Annotated in this window: 16 protein-coding genes and 2 tRNA genes; 11 read left to right on the forward strand and 7 right to left on the reverse strand. The window is 61.5% G+C overall.

All coding sequences use genetic code 11. From position 1 onward, the window contains the following. The first annotated feature begins 4 nt into the window (after positions 1–4). From ruvC to OHL12_RS02230, 3 genes are all read left to right on the forward strand, one after another. The gene (gene ruvC, locus OHL12_RS02220; RefSeq protein WP_263412209.1) at positions 5–508 is read left to right on the forward strand and encodes a crossover junction endodeoxyribonuclease RuvC; all 504 of its coding nucleotides are present in this window, start codon (positions 5–7) and stop codon (positions 506–508) included. Continuing rightward, positions 508–1,170, forward strand: a complete 663-nt coding sequence (locus OHL12_RS02225) for a hypothetical protein (RefSeq protein ID WP_263412210.1) — start codon at positions 508–510, stop codon at positions 1,168–1,170. The genes ruvC and OHL12_RS02225 overlap by 1 nt, the downstream gene beginning before the upstream one ends. Positions 1,171–1,372: 202 nt before the next feature. After that, positions 1,373–3,076, forward strand: a complete 1,704-nt coding sequence (locus OHL12_RS02230) for a DUF6600 domain-containing protein (RefSeq protein ID WP_263412211.1) — start codon at positions 1,373–1,375, stop codon at positions 3,074–3,076. Here the strand turns inward: OHL12_RS02230 and rsmA are convergent. Further along, on the reverse strand, positions 3,060–3,875 hold the full coding sequence (gene rsmA, locus OHL12_RS02235) for a 16S rRNA (adenine(1518)-N(6)/adenine(1519)-N(6))-dimethyltransferase RsmA (protein WP_263412212.1): 816 nt from the start codon (positions 3,873–3,875) through the stop codon (positions 3,060–3,062). The genes OHL12_RS02230 and rsmA overlap by 17 nt on opposite strands. Positions 3,876–3,985: 110 nt before the next feature. On the opposite strand from rsmA, the gene OHL12_RS02240 reads away from it, so the two are divergent. Both OHL12_RS02240 and ypfJ read left to right on the forward strand, forming a co-directional pair. Then, positions 3,986–5,473, forward strand: coding sequence for a glycogen synthase (locus OHL12_RS02240; protein WP_263412213.1), 1,488 nt, complete (start codon positions 3,986–3,988; stop codon positions 5,471–5,473). A 148-nt stretch (positions 5,474–5,621) separates the two neighbouring features. Continuing rightward, entirely contained in the window at positions 5,622–6,509 is an 888-nt protein-coding gene (gene ypfJ / locus OHL12_RS02245) for a KPN_02809 family neutral zinc metallopeptidase (RefSeq protein WP_263412214.1), read from the forward strand. Between the two features lie 20 nt (positions 6,510–6,529). On the opposite strand, the gene uvrC is transcribed toward ypfJ, so the two are convergent. After that, entirely contained in the window at positions 6,530–8,536 is a 2,007-nt protein-coding gene (uvrC, locus tag OHL12_RS02250) for an excinuclease ABC subunit UvrC (RefSeq protein ID WP_263412215.1), read from the reverse strand. 208 nt (positions 8,537–8,744) lie between these two features. Between uvrC and OHL12_RS02255 the strand changes: the two genes are divergently transcribed. Beyond that, on the forward strand, positions 8,745–9,512 hold the full coding sequence (locus OHL12_RS02255; RefSeq protein ID WP_263412216.1) for an OmpA family protein: 768 nt from the start codon (positions 8,745–8,747) through the stop codon (positions 9,510–9,512). 84 nt (positions 9,513–9,596) lie between these two features. Here the strand turns inward: OHL12_RS02255 and ribA are convergent, their stop codons facing one another. Beyond that, positions 9,597–10,229 carry a GTP cyclohydrolase II gene (ribA, locus tag OHL12_RS02260; protein WP_263412217.1) on the reverse strand — a complete coding sequence of 211 codons (633 nt, stop codon included), beginning with the start codon at positions 10,227–10,229 and terminating at the stop codon, positions 9,597–9,599. Positions 10,230–10,317: 88 nt separating this feature from the next. Between ribA and OHL12_RS02265 the strand changes: the two genes are divergently transcribed. Beyond that, a complete protein-coding gene (locus OHL12_RS02265; RefSeq protein ID WP_263412218.1) occupies positions 10,318–11,718 on the forward strand; it encodes a sensor histidine kinase in 1,401 nt (466 codons plus the stop codon). Here OHL12_RS02265 and OHL12_RS02270 read toward each other — a convergent pair. Continuing rightward, complete coding sequence (locus tag OHL12_RS02270; protein ID WP_263412219.1) at positions 11,689–12,585, reverse strand: ChbG/HpnK family deacetylase; 897 nt, start codon at positions 12,583–12,585, stop codon at positions 11,689–11,691. The genes OHL12_RS02265 and OHL12_RS02270 overlap by 30 nt on opposite strands. 52 nt (positions 12,586–12,637) lie before the next feature. Here OHL12_RS02270 and OHL12_RS02275 point away from each other — a divergent pair. Further along, positions 12,638–12,714: transfer RNA gene (locus tag OHL12_RS02275), tRNA-Val, on the forward strand. 280 nt (positions 12,715–12,994) lie between these two features. On the opposite strand, the gene OHL12_RS02280 is transcribed toward OHL12_RS02275, so the two are convergent. Further along, complete coding sequence (locus OHL12_RS02280; protein ID WP_263412220.1) at positions 12,995–14,938, reverse strand: M61 family metallopeptidase; 1,944 nt, start codon at positions 14,936–14,938, stop codon at positions 12,995–12,997. Positions 14,939–15,271: 333 nt separating this feature from the next. Between OHL12_RS02280 and OHL12_RS02285 the strand changes: the two genes are divergently transcribed. Then, positions 15,272–15,348 (forward strand) — tRNA-Asp (locus OHL12_RS02285). A gap of 70 nt (positions 15,349–15,418) precedes the next feature. Here OHL12_RS02285 and OHL12_RS02290 read toward each other — a convergent pair. Then, positions 15,419–16,471, reverse strand: coding sequence for a tyrosine-type recombinase/integrase (locus OHL12_RS02290; protein WP_263412221.1), 1,053 nt, complete (start codon positions 16,469–16,471; stop codon positions 15,419–15,421). A 223-nt stretch (positions 16,472–16,694) separates the two neighbouring features. Continuing rightward, positions 16,695–16,943, reverse strand: a complete 249-nt coding sequence (locus OHL12_RS17355) for a helix-turn-helix domain-containing protein (protein ID WP_399260411.1) — start codon at positions 16,941–16,943, stop codon at positions 16,695–16,697. Positions 16,944–17,215: 272 nt separating this feature from the next. Between OHL12_RS17355 and OHL12_RS02295 the strand changes: the two genes are divergently transcribed. Then, positions 17,216–18,169, forward strand: a complete 954-nt coding sequence (locus tag OHL12_RS02295) for a LysR family transcriptional regulator (protein ID WP_263412222.1) — start codon at positions 17,216–17,218, stop codon at positions 18,167–18,169. Positions 18,170–18,285: 116 nt separating this feature from the next. Beyond that, positions 18,286–18,624: a TrbC/VirB2 family protein gene (locus OHL12_RS02300; protein ID WP_263412223.1), complete on the forward strand. Its 339-nt coding sequence runs from the start codon at positions 18,286–18,288 to the stop codon at positions 18,622–18,624. The last annotated feature ends 8 nt before the right edge of the window (positions 18,625–18,632 follow it).

Below are 18,632 nucleotides of genomic sequence, written 5' to 3' on the forward strand. Positions count from 1 at the left end.
ACCCATGCGCGTCTTTGGTATCGACTGCGGAACCGAGTACACCGGCTGGGGTGTGGTCGAGATGGTCGATGGCCCGCGGGAAAGCCGGTTGGAGCCCATCGCAGCGGGCGCGATCAAGCTGGACCGGAAGCATCGCACGCCGCAGCGGCTGCACCAGGTGTACGTGGAACTGACAGCACTGCTGGAGGCGTATTCGCCGGAGGTGGTTGCGATTGAGGACGTGTTCTTCGCTGCAAATGCAAAGAGCGCGTTGAAACTGGGGCACGTGCGTGGCGTTGCCATGCTCTCTGCCGCGGCGTGCGGCTTGCCGGTAGTCGAATACGCACCGCTCTCCATCAAATCCGCAGTGGTCGGGCACGGGCTGGCAGCGAAGGAGCAGGTGCAGTTTATGGTCGCGCGGCTGTTAGACCTGGAGCGCGCGCCCGAACCGGCAGATGCCGCGGACGCGCTTGCCATTGCCATTTGCCACATCCACAACGCGCGTTCTGCGCAAGGACTTCTTCGTTGATGCATCGCCCGAAACTTCTGCTCCGTTCCGTTCCATTCCTGATGTTGCTGAGCGCGAGTGCCGTGCAGGCCCAGGTTGCTTCGGGATTTCGGCTGAACGCCACCTATGATCGCCCGGGACTGCCGGTGCCGCATTGGCAATTGCGCATCGCACCCACGGGTCAGGCTGAGTACACGTCAGAGCACGCCGCTGGAGCACCCCCCGCTGCTGCTACACCCATCACCTTCAAGCTGTCGCAGGCGGGAAGCGCGAAGCTGATGAAGTTTCTGAGCGATTCCCACGGAATGCAGCCCTGCGAGACGAAGACCAAGGGCCTAGCGCGGATGGGGATGAAGACGCTGGAATTCCAAGAGGGCACGCACGCAGCGGCGAGCTGCACCTTCAACTACACGGATAACAAACCGCTGGCCGCAGCTACGGAGTATTTGCTGGCGGTGAGTTACACCATCGAACAGGGAGCCACGCTGGATCACCTGCACCGGTATGACCGTCTCGGTCTGGACCCGGTGATGACGCAGCTTGCGACGGCGTTCAAGAACGGGCAGGCCCAGGAAGTGCAGGCCATCCGGCCGACTCTGGCGTCGCTGGCGAACGACGACGCCGTGTTGGAGCGGGTACGCCAGAAAGCGGCGGAATTGCTGGTGGCAGCCGACCGCCCCTGACACTGGCCTCTGAACTCGTAGTGGGCGTATGCTCAGCGCGATGAGGGCACATGCGGTAAGTCGGTTGGCTTGCGTTCGGCGATGGAGCGGGTCACAGGGAGTTGTATTGATTTGCGCCATTGCGGGCAGCCTCGCCTGCGCGCATCTCCCGCAATTGCTCGCCCAGACGGGCGCGCGTGAGCCAGGGCCGGCGGTCGCTCGCATGAGCTTGATCGATGGCGAGGTTCACGTAGCCAGCGCAGGGTACAACGCCGAAGCTGTGGATGCTGCCCTCAACATGCCGATCGGTCCCGGGCAGTCGGTGCGCACCGGAGCGAACGCGGACAGCGAAGTGGAGTTCCCGGATGGCTCGGTCTTGCGCCTGGCTGCGGGTAGTTCTGCAACGCTGATCCGGTTGCAGCCGCAAACGGAGATCGGTCTGGACGATGGGCTGTACTACCTGGAGTTGCGTGCCGGTACCGATCCTCAATTTGTGGTCTACGCGGGCGAGGTCAGTGTGGCGCCGCTGGAGAACGCAAGCATTCGTGTTCGTGTGCAAAACGGTCAGCCGGAGGTCGCTGTTCTGCGTGGCAGTGTGAGCGTGACCCGGCCCAACAGCTATACCGTCGACGTGCAACAGGGAGAAAGCCTTCGCGCTGACGCGAAAGACTCGCGGCGCTACCTGCTGGCGGAAGGAGTCGCCGATGAGACGGCTGACCGCTGGAACGAGCGCCGGGCACAGCAGCTTGCCGACAGCAGCGCGAGTCAGACGATCGCCCGCGAGGATTATGCCGGGGACCAGGGCTATGGCTGGAGCGACCTGGATAGCAATGGTGCGTGGTACCCGCTGCCCGGAGAAGGCCTGGTCTGGCAGCCATACGGTGCCGACGCGAGTTTCGATCCATACGGGTTTGGGAACTGGGTCTATGCAGGTTTCGCGGGCGGCGGCGGATACGTCTGGGCGTCGGGCTATCCGTGGGGCTGGCTGCCCTACCACTGCGGATCGTGGAGCTTCTATCCCGGCTTCGGCTGGGGCTGGTTGCCAGCCGCCGGGTGCCGGAGCTACGGCGGGGGATGGCCGGTGGGAGGCCTTCCCGTGAAGAACGCCCCGCATGGGTGGCGCCCGCCGCTGCCGGTTCGGCCGCCTGCCACCGGAGGCATCGTTGTGCGGCATCCGACTCTGCCGGGAGCGCCACAGAACACGGCGGTCCATCAGATCGCGCAGGGGCCCAGGCAGGCGAGATCACTCGAGTGGAACGGAGTCACGCTGCAGCCGCTGAAGCCGATTGCAGCCGCTCCGATAGCACGCGGCAGCTCCGCTGTGGGATCGGCGCTGCGGCGTGATTTTCCTCTGCAGGATGGCACGCATGTTCCTGTGCTTGGGCGCGAGAGCACTGTCGCGGCGGTTATGCCGGGCCGAGCGCCGGAATGGCATGCCCCGACCGCCTCCCAGACCCGGAGTGACGAGGCGGACCGTACGGTTCCGCGTTCGGCGCCGACATCGGCCGGTTTGGCCGCTTCGGGGCACGCGACGTCCCAGGAAAGCCCGGCAGGTCCGGTGAATGCGGACGGAGCTGGTGGCGTTCTCGCAGCAGAGCCCGTCCTGAGCACAGGCTGGCACAGCCGGGTTTACTCGAACGTGCCTCCTGCGGCGAACCGTCCTGCGCCGGGCGGCTCGGTGGTGATCAGGCCCGCTGGTGTGCGGGCCGTACCTGCCGGTGCTGGCCCGGTGCTGCCGCCAGCGACTCGCCCGGCTTCTGCGATCGCACCTCCGGTCCGTCCTGCGCCCGTGACGATCGCACCGCCCCGAATCATTTCTCCTCCGCCAGCCCCGGTGCAGCACTCCAGCCCGCCGCCCCCGGCACCGGTGTTCCACAGCGCTCCGCCGCCGGCACCCTCAGCCGCTCCGGCTACTCACTCGAAGTAGCGGACGGGGAAGCGCCCAGGGCGTGGTACAGCGCCGCGAACTGCGACACGGAAAGAGCCTCCGCGCGCAGATCCGAGGTGACTCCGGCGGCCTCGCAGGCTGCGCGGATCCGATCCGGGCTGTACCCGGCGGAACGCAGGTTGTTCCCGAGCGTCTTTCGTTTTTGCGCGAAGGCAGCCCGCAGAAGCCGGGTGAACGCAGCATCGTTCAACACGCCCAACTCGGACGATCGGTCCCTCATGCGGAGGTGCAGCACGGTCGAGAAGACGTCAGGTGGAGGCGAGAAGGCGCTGGGTGGGAGAGTCAGCATGGAACTCACGTCTGCGTGGCGCTGGACCGAGACCGACAGAACGCCGTAATCGCGGGAACCGGGCGAAGCGGCGACGCGGTCGGCAACCTCGCGCTGCATCATCACGACCGCCGTGTCGATTGCGCTGGCGTGCCGGCACAGATGCAGAAGGATGTCCGACGTGATGTAGTACGGCAGGTTGCCGATCACGCGCAGCTTACCGTTTTCGGGTCGTAGCGCCGAAAGATCTACGGTAAGAATGTCGGCTTCGAGGATCTGCACATTCGTCGCGTTCCGAAAGCGGAAGCGGAGCTCGGCTGCGAGGGCGCGGTCTAGTTCCACACAGATCAGGTGGCCGGCGCGTTCGGCCAGCAGACCTGTGATGGCGCCGTGGCCTGGGCCGATTTCGAGGACCGTCTCGGTGGTGATGTCACCCAAGGCTTCGGCGATGCGCCGCGCGGCATCCGCATCGACAAGGAAGTTCTGCCCCAACTTCGGCTTGTGCTTCATCGGGTAGCGGGGCAGGGCGCCAGACGGACTGGAGCGCAGGAGAAGTTCAGATGCATCGTAGAGTCGAAGCCCTCTGGTTCAGGGTAACGCGGGGGCTGTGAGGGTCATGTATGCACATCGTTTTTGTGGCGCCGGAGTGCGCGCCGCGGGTCAAGACGGGCGGTCTGGGCGAGGTGCTCGGGGCTCTTCCCGCAGCCATCGCTGGCCTCGGCCATCGCGTAACGGTGTATGTCCCGCTCTATCGCAGCTTGCGGCTGGATATGGAGGAGCAGGGCGCGGCGCCTGTCGTGCTCGAAAGCCTTACCCTGCCCGGGCCCGGAAGCAACCGGTTCGCGCGTGTTCTGGATGGCGGCACCGACCGCGACGTTCAGTTCTACCTGGTCGACTGCCCTGAGTTGTTTGACCGGGAGGGCGTGTACGGTCCTCCCGGGGAGAACTACCTGGACAATGCGGTGCGCTTTGGTCTGTACTGCCGGGCGGTGCTGGAGGCCGTAAAGCAGCTTGGCGTCCCAGACGTTCTGCACCTGCATGACTGGCAGGCGGCGTTCGCCGCTATTTACTTGGCGACGAGCTACGCGGCCGATCCGATGCTGGGCAGGGTTGCGACCGTGTACACCATTCACAACGGCGGGTACCAGGGGCTATTCCCACCGGAGCAGTTGACCGATTTGCTGCTGCCGTTGTCGCTCTTCTCTTCGGGTGTACTGAGGGCGGACAAGCAGGTGAATCCTTTTGCAGGAGCCGTGCGGTCCAGCGATCTGGTGACCACGGTGAGCCCGGGATATGCCGAGGAACTGAAGACGCCAGAGTTTGGCGAGGGCCTGGAAGAGGTGTACTGCCAGCGTGGGAGGGACTTCGTCGGCATCCTTAACGGCATCGACGAAGAGGAGTGGGATCCCGCGACCGATCCTCACTTGGCCGCGCACTACTCGATCGAAGATCTGACGGGCAAGCGAGAGTGCCGCGCCGACCTGCTGCGAGCCTTTGGAGCGGATGAGGTCGCGGACAGTACGGCGGTGATCGGCATGGTCTCACGTCTTGCGGGTCAGAAGGGTTTCGACCTGATTGCCGAAGCGATGCCGAAGCTGGCCGAGATGAACCTGGTGCTGCTGATCGTCGGTCGGGGTGAGCCGGCGGTCGAGGCGCAGTTCCGCGATCTGGCCGACAAATACCCGGACCGTCTACGGGTTAGTCCTGACTTCTCCGAGGAACTGGCGCACAAGATGCAGGCTGGCGCAGACATGACGCTGATGCCCTCGCGGTATGAGCCGTCTGGGCTGACGCAGATGTACAGCCTGCGTTATGGGACGGTGCCGGTAGTACGGGCCACCGGCGGTCTGCGAGACACCGTGCAAGAGTGGGAAGAGGGAAACGGCTTTGTCTTCGAGGAGTACACCAGTGGAGCCTTGCTGGCCGCAGTTGGCCGGGCGCTGAAGGAGTTCGCCGACCGGGAGCGCTGGCGCGCCAGAGTGCAGAGGGGGATGGCGGTCAGGCGTGGATGGGATGGACCGGCGCGCGAGTACGACGCGGAGTACCGGCGCGCCGTGGAGGCCCACGCTGCGCGCACCAACGTCGCCAAGCTGACGGAGAAGGTCTGAACGCGCCGTCTGGAGCGAGTGCTCCGCTGGAGCTCGACGCAGGATGCGTGTTGCAGAGACAAAGTGGAGAGCCACGGCAAGCAAAGCCGGCCCACACTGCATCCAACTGCACGATTTCACCAAACAAGACGAGCAGGAGATCGGCACCATGGAATGGACCCCCGGCGGGATGAGCAATGATGTGGAGGATCGCCGCGGCGACTCGGGCGGCGGTGGTGGGTTCCTGCCGTTCGGGGGCGGCGGTTTGGGCATCATTGGCGTGATCGTACTGGTGGTTCTGAGTCTGGTGACTGGCCACAACTTCCTGGGCCTGCTGGGCGTCGGCGGTGGAACGCCACAGACACAAACGCGGCAAAGCAGTGGGCCCGTGCAGGAAAGCGCAGACGAGCATCGCGACACGCAGTTGCTCAGCTTTGTGCTGGATGACGCGCAGAAGTTCTGGACAGAAGACCTGCCGCAACAGATGGGGCGGCCATACCGGCATGCCAAGCTGGTGCTCTTTCGCAACCAGACGCAGAGCGGTTGCGGGGCTGCGCAGGAGGCGACTGGACCGTTCTACTGCCCGGAGGACGAGCGGGTCTACATCGACCTGGATTTCTGGGACGACCTGAAGCGCCTGGGCGGCAACACTGCAGACTTCTCGCAGGCCTACGTTTTGGCCCACGAGCTTGGGCACCACGTCCAGAACATCCTTGGAATTGAGCAGAAGGCGCAGCAGATGATGCAGGACCGCAGCCAACGGAGCCGCGCGTCCGTGGAGCTGGAGCTGCAGGCAGACTGCTTTGCCGGCGTCTGGGGGCACTCCATGCAGCAGCGTGGAAAGCTGGATCCGGACGATTTGCAGGAAGCCCTGAAGAACGCGGCTGCTGTGGGCGACGATCACATCCAGAAGATGGAACGCGGAACGGTTAGTCCGGAAAGCTGGACGCACGGCAGCAGTGCAGAGCGCCAGGGCTGGTTTAGCCGCGGGATGACGACGGGCGACGCCCGCCAGTGCAACACGTTCCAGGCGGGGCCGGACGGCTACCAACAGTAGTCGCTGATTGTGCTGCGTCTCTACTGAAGGATGCGCAGGCTGCCGCTGTTCGAAGTGGGTGTGCCGGTGCCGTCGATCGCTGCCTCGCGTTCGGCGAGGAAGAAGTCCCGGATCTTCTGTGCAGTCTTGGCGTTCACCACAGCTGTAAGGGCATCGGGCCCGGCGGCCTTAATGCCGCGAACGCTGCCGAAGTGCTCCACCAGACGCTTGCGTGTGGTGGGGCCCACGCCAGGGATGTTGAGCAGCTCGGAATCGCGGTCTCGCATTTCGCGGCGCTTGCGGTGATAGGTGATGGCGAAACGGTGCGACTCGTCGCGGATGCGCTGAACTAGGTGCAGAACGGGTGAGCGCCGGTCGAGGACCACGGGATCGTCCTCCTGGCCGTAGACGTAGATGACCTCTTCGCGTTTCGCAATGGACGCGAGCGGCTGCAGAGTGACGCCGATCTCTTCCAAGGCAGCGTAGGCGGCGTGGAGCTGGCCGAGGCCGCCATCAATGAGGATCAAGGACGGGAACGGTTCGCCGGACTCCTGCAGCTTGCGGTAGCGACGCTGAATCACCTCGCGCATGCTGGCGAAGTCGTCCACGCCGCTGACCGTTTTCACCTTGAACTTGCGGTAGTCGGACTTCTTCATCTCGCCCTTTTCCCAGACCACCATGCTGGCAACGGTCTCGGCACCCTGGATGTGCGAGATGTCGAAGCACTCGATGCGGGTGGGCAAGTCGGGGAGGTTTAGCGCGTCCTGCAACGCTTCAGCGATGGCGTTCTTGGATGGCTGCAGCGTTCGGAATCGCTGGTCGTAGCTTTGCTTTGCGTTCTGTCCGACCAGGTCGACGAGGGAGCGCTTGTCGCCGCGTTGGGGGGCCAGGATCTCGATCTTGCGGCCGCTCTGAGTGCTCAGCAACGAAGCGAGCGCCAGCCGATCGGGGAACTCGAGCGGAACGTAGATGGTGCGAGGCACGTACGGTTGGTCAAGGTAGTGCTGCTTGAGGAACGTGGAGAAGAACGCAGCCGGCGAGAAGGCTTGGGGCTGCGGGGGCAAGCTGTTCTCGACCACGGTTGAGAGCACGCCCGCATCGGCCTCGCTCCATGCGGGCTCAGGCTCTTCGGTGGGCGATGCTTCATCGGCATCGTCATCCTCTGCGCCGGCCATGAACTCCAGCTCAGGCAGGTCCTCCCAGAAGAAGTCGCGCTTATCGACGATCTTGCCTTCGCGCATGTGGAATTGCGCTACGGCCAGCATCTCCCGGTCGAAGTGGTAGCCGAAGACGTCGGCATCTTCGTTCTCAGCGGAGGCGATGCGCTGCTTTTCCTGAAGCTGGTGTACAGTGACGAGTTGGTCGCGGTACTTGGCGGCGAGTTCGTACTGCTCGTTCATCGCGGCGTCCGTCATGCGGCGCGTAATGCGCGACTCGAGCTCGCTTTCCTTGCCGTCCAGGAACAACTGAACGTCGCGGATGGCCTCGCGGTAGACCTCGGGAGCGACCAGGTTTTCGACGCACGGGGCTAGGCAGCGCTTGATGTAGAACTCCAGGCAGGGCCGCGGGTGGTAGCGATTCAGGTCGACCTTGCAGCTCGGGATCAGGAACGAGCGGTGAATCAGGTCGACGATGCGATGAGCGAGGTTGCCGGGGAAGTAAGGACCGAAGTACTGCCCGCCGTCTTTGCGCAGCTTGCGGGTGACGAAGACCTTGGGGTGCCGGTCGCCCATGGTGAGCTTGACGTACGGATAGGTCTTGTCGTCGCGCAGCAGGATGTTGAAGCGCGGCTTGCGCTGCTTGATCAGGTTGTTCTCGAGCGCCAGCGCTTCGTGCTCGTTGGCGACCTGGATGTAGTCGACGTCGACCGCTTCACGCATAAGCGTGCCGGTCTTCGCGTTCATCTGGTTCTTCTCGAGCAGGTAGCTCGAAACCCGATTGCGCAGGTTCTTGGCTTTACCGACGTAGATGACCTCGCCGTCGGCATTTTTGTACAGGTAGACGCCCGGCTGTCGGGGAAGCGACCGGATTTTCTGCTGAAGGTCCATCGGGAGGGCGTCGGTGCTTTTCCAGTTTAGTCGTTCGCACCGGGAAGAAAGTTCCCGGTCTGCCCCTTGTTTGGATTCGCGGAAGCTTGGAGAGGAGGCGTTATGGCTTTTTGGATGAGCAACTTACAAGTTAGGCGCAGATTGGTCCCGCACGTGCAACATACTCATCGAAACGTCGCGCCCATTTGGGCCACAGGGAGAGATGCGAGTGAACAAGTGGGGATCTGACGCACAGAAGTCGAAGGTTGCACGGAATGTGGGTGTTGCCGCTTCGGCGGCCCTGGTCATTCTGTTGAGCACCGGCTGCAGTTCAAAGAATTATGTGCGTTCGCAGGCCGGACCGCTGATCAACCAGACGAACGACCTGGACGCGAAAACCGCGGCGGATCACCGGGCCATTGTTGACACGGACCAGCGCGCGCAGCAGGGAATCGCTACAGCCAAGACCAATGCGGCGGCTGCCGATCAGCATGCTGGCGCGGCACAGACCGCTGCTGATTCGGCAAATAGCAACGCGCAGCAGGCTTACAACCGCGTTGATTCGCTTGCAGGGACCGTAGCCGGGCTGGACCAGTACAAGCAGGTCTCCGATACCAGCGTGACGTTCAAGTTCGACAAGGCGACGCTGACCGCGAGTGACAAGCGGCAGCTCGACACGCTGGCCTCCAGCCTGCAGAGCTCGCGCCACTACATCGTGCAGTTGACCGGCGGAACCGATTCGGTGGGGAGTGCGCAGTACAACTACGAACTGAGCCAGAAGCGTGCCGACGCAGTGGCGAACTATCTACAAGCGAAGTACGGCATTGCGCCTCACAAGTTCTACCTGGTCGGCATCGGCAAGGACTCGGCTGTGGCGAGCAACCGCACGGCTGCGGGACGTTCGAAGAACCGGCGTGTCGACGTGCAGGTGTTGTCGAACATGCAGGACGAGAACACGACGGCTGCCGCGAACACAGCGCCGGCAAACCCAAGCTAACGCTTTCTCAATCAGGAAAAGGCCCGCTTTTGGCGGGCCTTTCTGTTCTGCGGTTTACGAGCAACGGTTGGGTGCTGCAAGACGCTAGAGCGAACTGATGAGGTGACCCATCTTTTCGCGCTTCACCTGCAGGTAGCTCTCGGAATTGAGCGTTGGCGCGACCTCCGCCGAGAGGCGTTCGACCTGCACACCATGAGCTTGCAGGGCTGCTACTTTCTCCGGATTGTTGGTGATCAGCCGGACAGAGCGGATTCCCATCTGGCGCAGGATCTCCGCGGGCAGACTGAAGTCGCGATGGTCGCTGCGGTAGCCAAGCCGCACGTTGGCTTCGATGGTGTCCAGTCCCTGATCCTGTAGCTCATAGGCCCGCAACTTGGCCATCAGGCCAATGCCGCGGCCTTCCTGCTCCTCATAAATCACGAGGCCGGAGCCGTGCGCGACGATTGTGTCCAGCGCGAGTTCAAGCTGCTGACGGCAGTCACAACGAAGAGAGTGGAAGACGTCGCCAGTAAGACACTGCGAGTGGATGCGCAGGATGGGTGAGGGCTGCGACGCGATGTCTCCGTAGACGAGAGCGACCGCTTCTTCAATCCGCTTGCCCTGCGGCCCGGGTTCCTGATCCGGTGCCAATTCGCCCTCGAAACCGAGGATCCGGAAATCACCGGAACGTGTCGGCAGCTTGGCTTCGGCGACCTTGGTGACGCGACTGTACGACATACCTGGAGTGTATAGATGCGTTCGCAGCACGATGGATGCGGGCAGGACAGTGGTGTGACAGGCTGCCGCGCACGCATAGAGTAGAGGGGTGCACGAGTTTGACAGCAAGCTGGTTCTGATCTCGCTGCTGGTGAAGCTGGGTGTGGCTGCGGCCGTCTCCAGCTCGCTGACGCGGTCGGTGGCGTTCCGCCGATTGCTGCTGATGCCGGAACGAACGTTGCGCGACCGGTTGAAGCTGATGCTGCTGGTGACCACGCCACTAGTGCTGGGAGTGTGGGTGCGCGATGTGGTCCCGAACTTTCTAGCGGCCGACCTTTCGCTGGAAACGATCGTCCTGCTTGGCATCGTGGTTGGGCCGTTGGCCGCGGTGTTAGGCGGCATCCTGCTTGCGGTCCCCGCGATGCTGCATGGTGAGTACCTGACGCTGCCTGCGAACCTTCTGCTGGCAGCGGTCGCGGGAGCTTTCCACAGCTTCGTAGACATTGAAGATGTCTGGTCGTTCTCGCCATTGATTGACCTGAGCCTGTACCGTTGGGTACGGCGGAATCTGAAGCGACCTCACCTGGATCGGCAGATTCTGCTGCTGCTGCTTGTGATGGTGCTGCAGGCCGCAGCAAGCGTGTTGTCGCACTTCTATCCCAAGCTCTACTTCAGCTTGCGGGATGAGCACTGGTGGATCGAGGCACTGGTGTGTGCCACTGCACCGGTGGTGGTTGGCATTCCGCTGAAGATCTGGAACGCGGTGCGCATTCAGCAGAAGCTGGAAGAGCAGACGCGATTGCTGCTGGAAGCAAGGCTGGACGCTCTGCAGCGCCAGATCAATCCGCACTTTCTCTTCAACACTCTGAACTCGATCGCTTCACTGGTGCGCCTGGAGCCGGAGCTGGCGCGCGAGATGGTGGTGAAGCTGGCCAATATCCTGCGCGTGCTGCTGAAACAGCGCGAGGCCTTTGTGCCGTTCCGGGAAGAGCTGGCGTTTACGGATGATTACCTGGCCATTGAGGTCGTGCGCTTTGGTGAGAAGCTGCAGGTTCGCAAGGAGATCGCGCCGGAGACGCTGGACCTGCAGGTGCCGAGCATGCTGCTGCAGCCCCTGATCGAAAACAGCATCAAGCATGGGCTGGAGCCGCGCATCAGTGGAGGCACGGTCACGCTGCGCAGCAGGCGTTTGGGCAACGTGTTGCGGTTAGAAGTGGAAGACGATGGCGTGGGCATTGCCCCAGGGCGCGAGGCAGTGTCGCCGGTGAGTGGGCTGGTACGGGCGGGCACGGGCATTGGCATGAGGAATGTGCGGGAGCGGCTGCTGGTGCTGTTTGGAACAGCGGCTCACCTCGATGTTGAGAGCCGTCCGGGGCGCGGGACGCGTGTGAGCATCGAAATGCCTCTGGTGTCCGCGGAAGACACTGTGGGGAGCGACCTGTCTCGCATGCGGGAAGATGTCCTCTCGGCACTGCAGACCTTACGGTCGCTGGGCGAGCGGGCCGGTTGAATCGCGACCGACCTCTGCGAAGCTGATGCACTGAAAGTGGTCAGCCGGGAGTTGTGGGACTACGTCGAGAAGGGCTTGGCGTTCGATCTCCCGTGACTCGCGCAATTTAGTGTGCGCCTTCTGGAGTTCGGCATCGACATAACCCGGATGGCATACAAGTTCGTACGTACCCGGCGGAACTGAACTTAGAATGCGCTCGAGGATCGAGCTGTCTAGAGAGCCCGTAGCAATCAGGCCGAGTGAGGCGTCGGGGCTGAGCATGCCTTCCTCAGCCAGCAGCCGCTGAAAGGCTGATTGGAACTGGTGCAAGAGGCGAAAGGGCAGCTTCCGCGACAGTGGTGCGGGTGAAATCGCCGAGCACCACGCAGGCTCAAATGGGTTCCGGATGCGGCGGATGCCCATGCGTTGAGCGCCGCGCATGACCGCACGCGCGACCCTGGGCAGGAGGTGTGTGTGTTTATGTGTATCGACGTGGGTGACTGCGATGCCTGCGTCCTGCAGCTTCGCGATCTGGGCCGCGACTTCAATCTCGATGTGTTTTGGTTTGGTGTAGCGGGCTTCGACTCCGAGGGCAAAGTCCGCCATCGACGAGGTGAAGGCGCCATTGGGCGCGAGAAGGGATGCGGCAATCGTGGGCGGGCTGGTTGGAGTGCCATCGACCAGAACCACATGGCAGCCAACACCGAGCGAGGGCAGATCGCGAGCGATCCGTGCGGCCTCGTCGAACTTGGGGCCACACGCCATCAGGGTGGTGCTGGTGAGTGCTCCCGCCGCGTGCAGTTCGGCTACAGCGCGGTTCACGCCGGCCGTCATGCCGAAGTCGTCGGCGTTCACGATAAGTTGGATTGGGCTGCCGGCGGAGGACATCGCTTTGCTAGCGTCTCACACGTGCGCGGCGATGCTACACTCGCAGAGGCGTGGGCGAGTAGCTCAGTTGGTTAGAGCGCCTGCCTTACAAGCAGGATGTCGGGGGTTCGAGTCCCTCCTTGCCCACCACGCCTCCTCTCCTCATACCTTCACTACGCAGTTCTGATCTCGATGCGACCGCACGCGCAGTCTTGCGTGCAAGATTGCAGGAAAGCATCAAGGGCGGAGGTCCGGCAAGACCTCCGCCCTTCCGTGATGCGGCCCGTCGAACTAACCCGAGAAGAGAGGGGCAAGCTCAGAGTAGAGGCGATGTAGCCTATCGGCGATACTACTTTGGTTGTAATGTCTGTAGCTCAAGGGGAGAACGGGAGCCACGCAGGCGTGTGGCTCCCGTTCTTTTGGCGTTAGCTTACTGTTGCGATCCGGCGGGTGCCGTCGTTCGTGGCTTGGTGATGTCGTCAAGGTAGTCGGACGTGCCCTCGACACGTACCATCACGGGGAACCGCTCGCCGTCGTGGTAGTCGATGTCGATCGGGAACACCGCATCTTCCTGCTGCACCAGCAGGTGAATGGGATTCGTGTCGGTCTTGGAGGCGCGGATAGCCTCCCGAAGGGTGTCACCGCTGTAGGGTTTGCCATTCACGGCGAGCAGGGTCATGGACGGGGCGAGCTTTGCCTGATCCGACGGTCCGCCGTAGCGTACGTCGCCGATCTGTCCGCGCTCATTGAGCCGCATGCCGAGTGAATACCACACGTTGGTCCCGGCGGTGCGGCGGCCATGTGCCTCCTCCATTAGCTTCTCGGAGGCGCTTGGCTTGTCCTGGTATACGAGCTTGTAGCCACCCTGGTCGATGCCTTCCAGGTCTGCGCGCACGTTGATGCTGCGAATGCGATCGCTGAGGAACTTCGCCCAGTCATAGGGAACGACCTGGTTTAGATCGGCCACTAACTCCGGGAACTCGTACCCAACGATCAGCGGGCCGGTATTGCCGCCTTTGCCGAGAAAGATTTTAACGAAGTCATCGAGCGATTTCTGGTTGTTGGTGAGCTTGCGAATGGTCGTGTCGGCATCAAGCCAGACCAGTTCGCCCTCTTGGTAGTAATCCTGGCCGCGGCGCCAGTTCACCCATTCGGAGTTGCCACCCCGGATGAGACTTCCGGCAACTGCTGTGTCTTCTGTAGGGCGCCAGTCGCGGCCAGCCTTGTAGTCAAGCTGCGCAGCCGAGGCAGCAAGCAGATCACGGTATTGCGCCTGGGTTTTCAGACCGGCACGGGCGGCGAGCACGTTCCCCCAGTACTGGGTCATGCCTTCGTATACCCACATCAGATCGCCTTGCTGCGGTGTTGCGAAATCCGGCTGGTACAGACGCGCCGGGCGACGATATTTGCCGTTCCAGGAGTGCGTGAATTCGTGGGCCAACAAGTCGGCTTCCGCGAGCTGGTGCGCATCGTCCGAGAAGCCTTTCTCTCCAACGCCGTTGTCTGAGGATTGGCCGTGCTCCAGCCCCTCACCGCCCGCGACATCACTGAGGGTGAGGAGGAAGTGGTACTCGAAGTAGTGGTGGGAAGCGTAGTTCGCGTCGGCCTCGCGCACCAGATTGTTGATGGCGTTCAGCGTCTTGGGCCGTAGATTCACATCATTCGGCGAATCGCTCACAACATCCAGGAAGTGGGCCGGCTTGATCTCCGGAGCAAGGGTGTACTCGTGAAAGTACTTGCCGGTGATCACGGGGCTGTCTTCCAGTTGCTCCACGTTCGTGACGGCATATTTCGTGGTGACAGCACTCGCCTGCGGGCGGTGAGCGTCTTCGTTGACGCCTGTGGTTGGGGGCGTGGGGATTGTGCCCACGGGTTTGAGTGCCGTCCCGGTGCCCCAGCCAGCCGGTACCGTCACTGAGGGCTGGATTGCGATGTTTTTGACCGGCACGTTGGCCGGATACAACATGAGCCGCTCCCATTCGAGGACGCTCATGTTGCGGGTGACACGATTGCTGGTGATCGAGTCCAGGTGAACGTGGATGCTGGTCACACCTCTGGGGATCTCCACGTGAAACTCCGCCAGGTTCACATCGTCACGGCGCCAGGCCAGGGTCTGTCCGTTCGCGGTAAAGACTACGCCAGTGATGTCGGCCAGAGGTCCGCCGGGCGCATGCGTTCCGGGAATCCAGCGTGGCGTGATGAAGGTGGCCGGGCCCGCCTTCACCGGGAGATCGATCTCTGCGTGGTACAGATGCCGGTACCCCTCCGTCAGGTCAGCCGTAATTTGAATGGGGGTTTGCGCGGAGGCGAGCGGGGCAGCGCAGGCGAGCAGGAGTGTAGCGGCAAGGGCGACGGCGGTTTTCAAATGAGGCAATCTCCGGGAGATGAACTGGACGGGGCAGGGAACGAGTGCGAGAGCGTATGAGGAAATCCTATCCGGATTGACGTGAGAGATCCTCAATGAGCCGCACGAACCTGGTGACCTCCACCTAGAGCTCACGCGTATTCGGCCGAAAGTGCGCGGCGTGATGCGCCAGCGATGGTCGAGGTACTTCAATTTTCCCGTTCTATGGACGTCGCTCACTACGAGCGCGGACTTCTGCTACACTCGTTTCTGTTGAGGCCTGCAGCAAGCAATTGTGGCGAGCACGACAGGATCGAGGGTTGAGCAGATTGTTCCCTTCGGTCGACAATCCAGCAGCATGCTGGGGACGTAGCTCAGTTGGTTAGAGCGCTGCCCTGTCACGGCAGAGGTCGCGGGTTCGAGCCCCGTCGTCCCCGCCATACAAAGCAAAGAACTTAGCTTCGTATGGGACCTAATGTGACAAGCGAATCAGGGTCCGATTAGGGTCCATTACGCCCGCCGGGGTACCAAAAGCGAGTCAGTTTCAACCTCTCTCTGACCCACGTTGGGCACCATCATCCTTACAACCTTGCTCTGTGCGGCTCGTTTATGCGAGTTCACGGCCTGCGTGTATACGTCGAGCGTGATCCTGCTGTTCGCGTGCCTCAAGAGCTCCTGTACCGTCTTCACATCTTCCCCGTTCGCCTTCAGCAATGTGCCGAAGGAGTGACGGAAGGTGTGCCAGCCGATGTTCTTGGTGATGCCGGCCTGACGTGCCACCGGCCTGATGTAGCGCTTCATGAGATTGTCCGGCCAGTAGGGTTGTTTCCCCTTCATGCGCGGACTGGCAAAGACCCAATCACCATCCATCGGGTACGGGCTGTTGCGCCGCCAGCGACGAAGATCTTCAGCCATGTACTCGTCCATCGGGACGGGCTTGGCGGAGGCTTCGGTCTTGCAGACGCCGACGACCTGATGCCAGATCGATTCGGTGACTCGAATCTCCAAGTTCTTGAAGTCGACATCGTCCCAACGGAGTGCCAGGAGTTCGCTGACCCTCAGCCCGGTTGCGGCGTCGAGAAGCGCCAAGGTGCGCTCTCGAACCGCCAGTTTGCTGAGGAGAAGTTGGAGTTCGTGCAGTTCCAGAACGTCAGGAACTTTTTCTCGCTTCGCGCTTTGACGCACGAGTTTGATCGGATTTCGTTCGATCCACTCGTAGCGCATCGCGTGATGGAAGAGAGCACTCATGAGGTTCCGAATCTTTGCCTTCGTTCCCCTCGAACGCTTGATGCTACCCAGCCACTCCTCTACTGCAACTGGTTTTATCTGATCTAGCCGATGTGTTCCCCAACGAGGCAGAACCCATCCCCTCAGATAGCATTCGTAAGCGGCGCGTGTTGAGAACGCTTTGCGTCCCTGATCTTCACCGGCAAGTTCTTTTAGCCGGTAGTGATCGACCAGTTCCGCGATCGTGCTCGGCCCGCCTTCAGTCTGCGGGGTTTCCTGGTTGGCGTCGATGCGCAATGCTTGAGCGGCTCTGAGGGCTGCTGCTTCGGTTGGCAAGGCGGCAGTAGTGCCGACGATTGCTTTCCGACGCTTAGTTCCGCCGTCAGATGTTGACTGCCACCAGCGGAACACCCAAACATCGGGTCCACTCCGCCGTTTTTCGCACTGCACGCTTCCTTGCTGATACCGTGTCCGCCTTGGCATGTTTCTCCTATAGGCGTAGCGGATGGCTTGAACTAAGCCTATCGCACGCCGGGCAGAGGTTTTGTTGAAAATTGTCTTATCCGGCGAGACGCTCAGATATCCATCGGTCGATGTCGCTTGCGCGGAATCGCCACATGGACCCCAGCTGCAGACCCCTTACGATTCCTTGTCTGGCGTACCGCTGGAGCGTCTTGGGGTGAATGCGCATGATCGCCGCTGCTTCAGCGGCGTCGAGTAACGGTTCCGGGTGCATCTCCGCTGAAGTCGGAGGCTTTCTGGAAGCGGCGTCAAGCTCTGGATTAGGACGGGACGACAAGGGCTGCATGGTGACTCCTTGGCTTAGGCATTGCCTCGTCTGAGAGCAGACGATTCCTCAGCGTGCCTCGCGGCTCCGAAAGAGTCCAATACTTCCTATCTATGCCACCCGTGACAAAACTTATAGAAGTAGTCGTTGGTTGCACGTAGGGAGCACCTTCAGGTAACCGGGCACCTCCAGGTGCCCCGTTGACAGTGTTGGTACCTGCGGCCAAAGATTAGTCATGTCATTTCCACATAGCGGTGTGGAATGCACGGCCCACACCTGCGGAGCACAGGGCCATGTCAGAACCAGTAGAGTTTCGCCACCTCGAATATCTTGTCGCAATCAACGAAGGTAAGAACTTCACGAGGGCGGCTGAGAAGATGTATCGCTCTCAGCCTGCCATTAGTCAGCAGATCCGTGGACTAGAGAGCGACATTGGTTTCCCCATTTTTCTGAGACGAGGCAGAGACGGCGTCACGCCGACCCCTGCCGGCGAACTCGTCTTGAGTTGGGCTCGGACGGTTCTAAATGAACGGCGCGAGATCTTCGCGATCGCACGAGCGATCCATAAGGGCGAAGTGCCGACGCTGAGGCTGGGCTTCTCGTCATTTGTGAACCCAACACTCTTGACGACGTTCCGTCAGTGCTATTCCGATCTCTTTCCCAAGTGCGAGGTCATATTCTCAGGCGGTGATTCGGCTCTCATTGTGCAGAGGCTGGAGTCAGATGCACTGGATTGCGGCATTCTGCCATGCCCCATTGAAAGCAAAACTCTGGATGTAATCCCCGTCGCGCATTCTCAGCTTGTCGTGTGCATGAGAAGCGACGACCCATTGGCCTTACAAACACACCTCGATATCCACGAGGTAGCGCCGCGTATCAGAGTCTTCCGCGATCCCGAACTCCATCCGTCTGCCCATGCGCATCTGGTCCATTTGTTCGCTGAAGTTGGCATACCCATTAGCATTGCGAACTCGGTCACAAATCCTGCAGACATTCAATGGATGGTCAAAGAAAAGTATGGCCTAGCGCTGATCGATCAAGCATTGCCACTTGAGCCCGGCTTGACCACCCGACCGATTGCAGGAGTGAATTGGTCGGCACAGACGGCGTTCGTCACTAGCAAGAATAGCCAACACATCGCGGTTCCATTCATTCAGAAGTTCCTGAGGCAAGAAGGTCTTACTGTTCGGCGCAAACGCCCCCGCGGAGTGCGCGCGATGCCGAACCAGCTAGAACTGCTCGGATAGTCCCACTTCTATAAGCAAAACTTTGCTTGATCTAAGAAAGAAGACTTGGACTCACCGATACCAAGTGACCTAGTTTCCTGACATGGCAATCACCACACGCCATCAGGAGAATCAGAATGTCACTTCGTCACAATCTCAAACTACTGAGCCGGAAGCTTACTCAAGCATTTCGTGTAATGATGCCGTCGCTCTTCGTGCTCGCTTTCGCGAGCGTTGCCCACGCACAAGGAACGATGGACTTCTCCGGCGCTCAGACGCTTATGGGAACGTTCAAGACGTTCGCCATCTATGCGGGCGCTGTCATCTGTTTTGGCGGTCTGATCTTCGCCGGCATTCGGATGATGAGCGGTCGTTTCCAGGATGCCATTCCGGGGCTCTTCGGTGCGCTGTTTGGTGCCGGCGTTCTTGGATGGGGTGCGGGCTGGATTGGGTCTCTCACCGGGCAGTCGATGTAGGAGCTGCC

This window comes from Terriglobus aquaticus, from assembly GCF_025685415.1.
In the GTDB taxonomy this organism is placed as follows: domain Bacteria; phylum Acidobacteriota; class Terriglobia; order Terriglobales; family Acidobacteriaceae; genus Terriglobus; species Terriglobus aquaticus.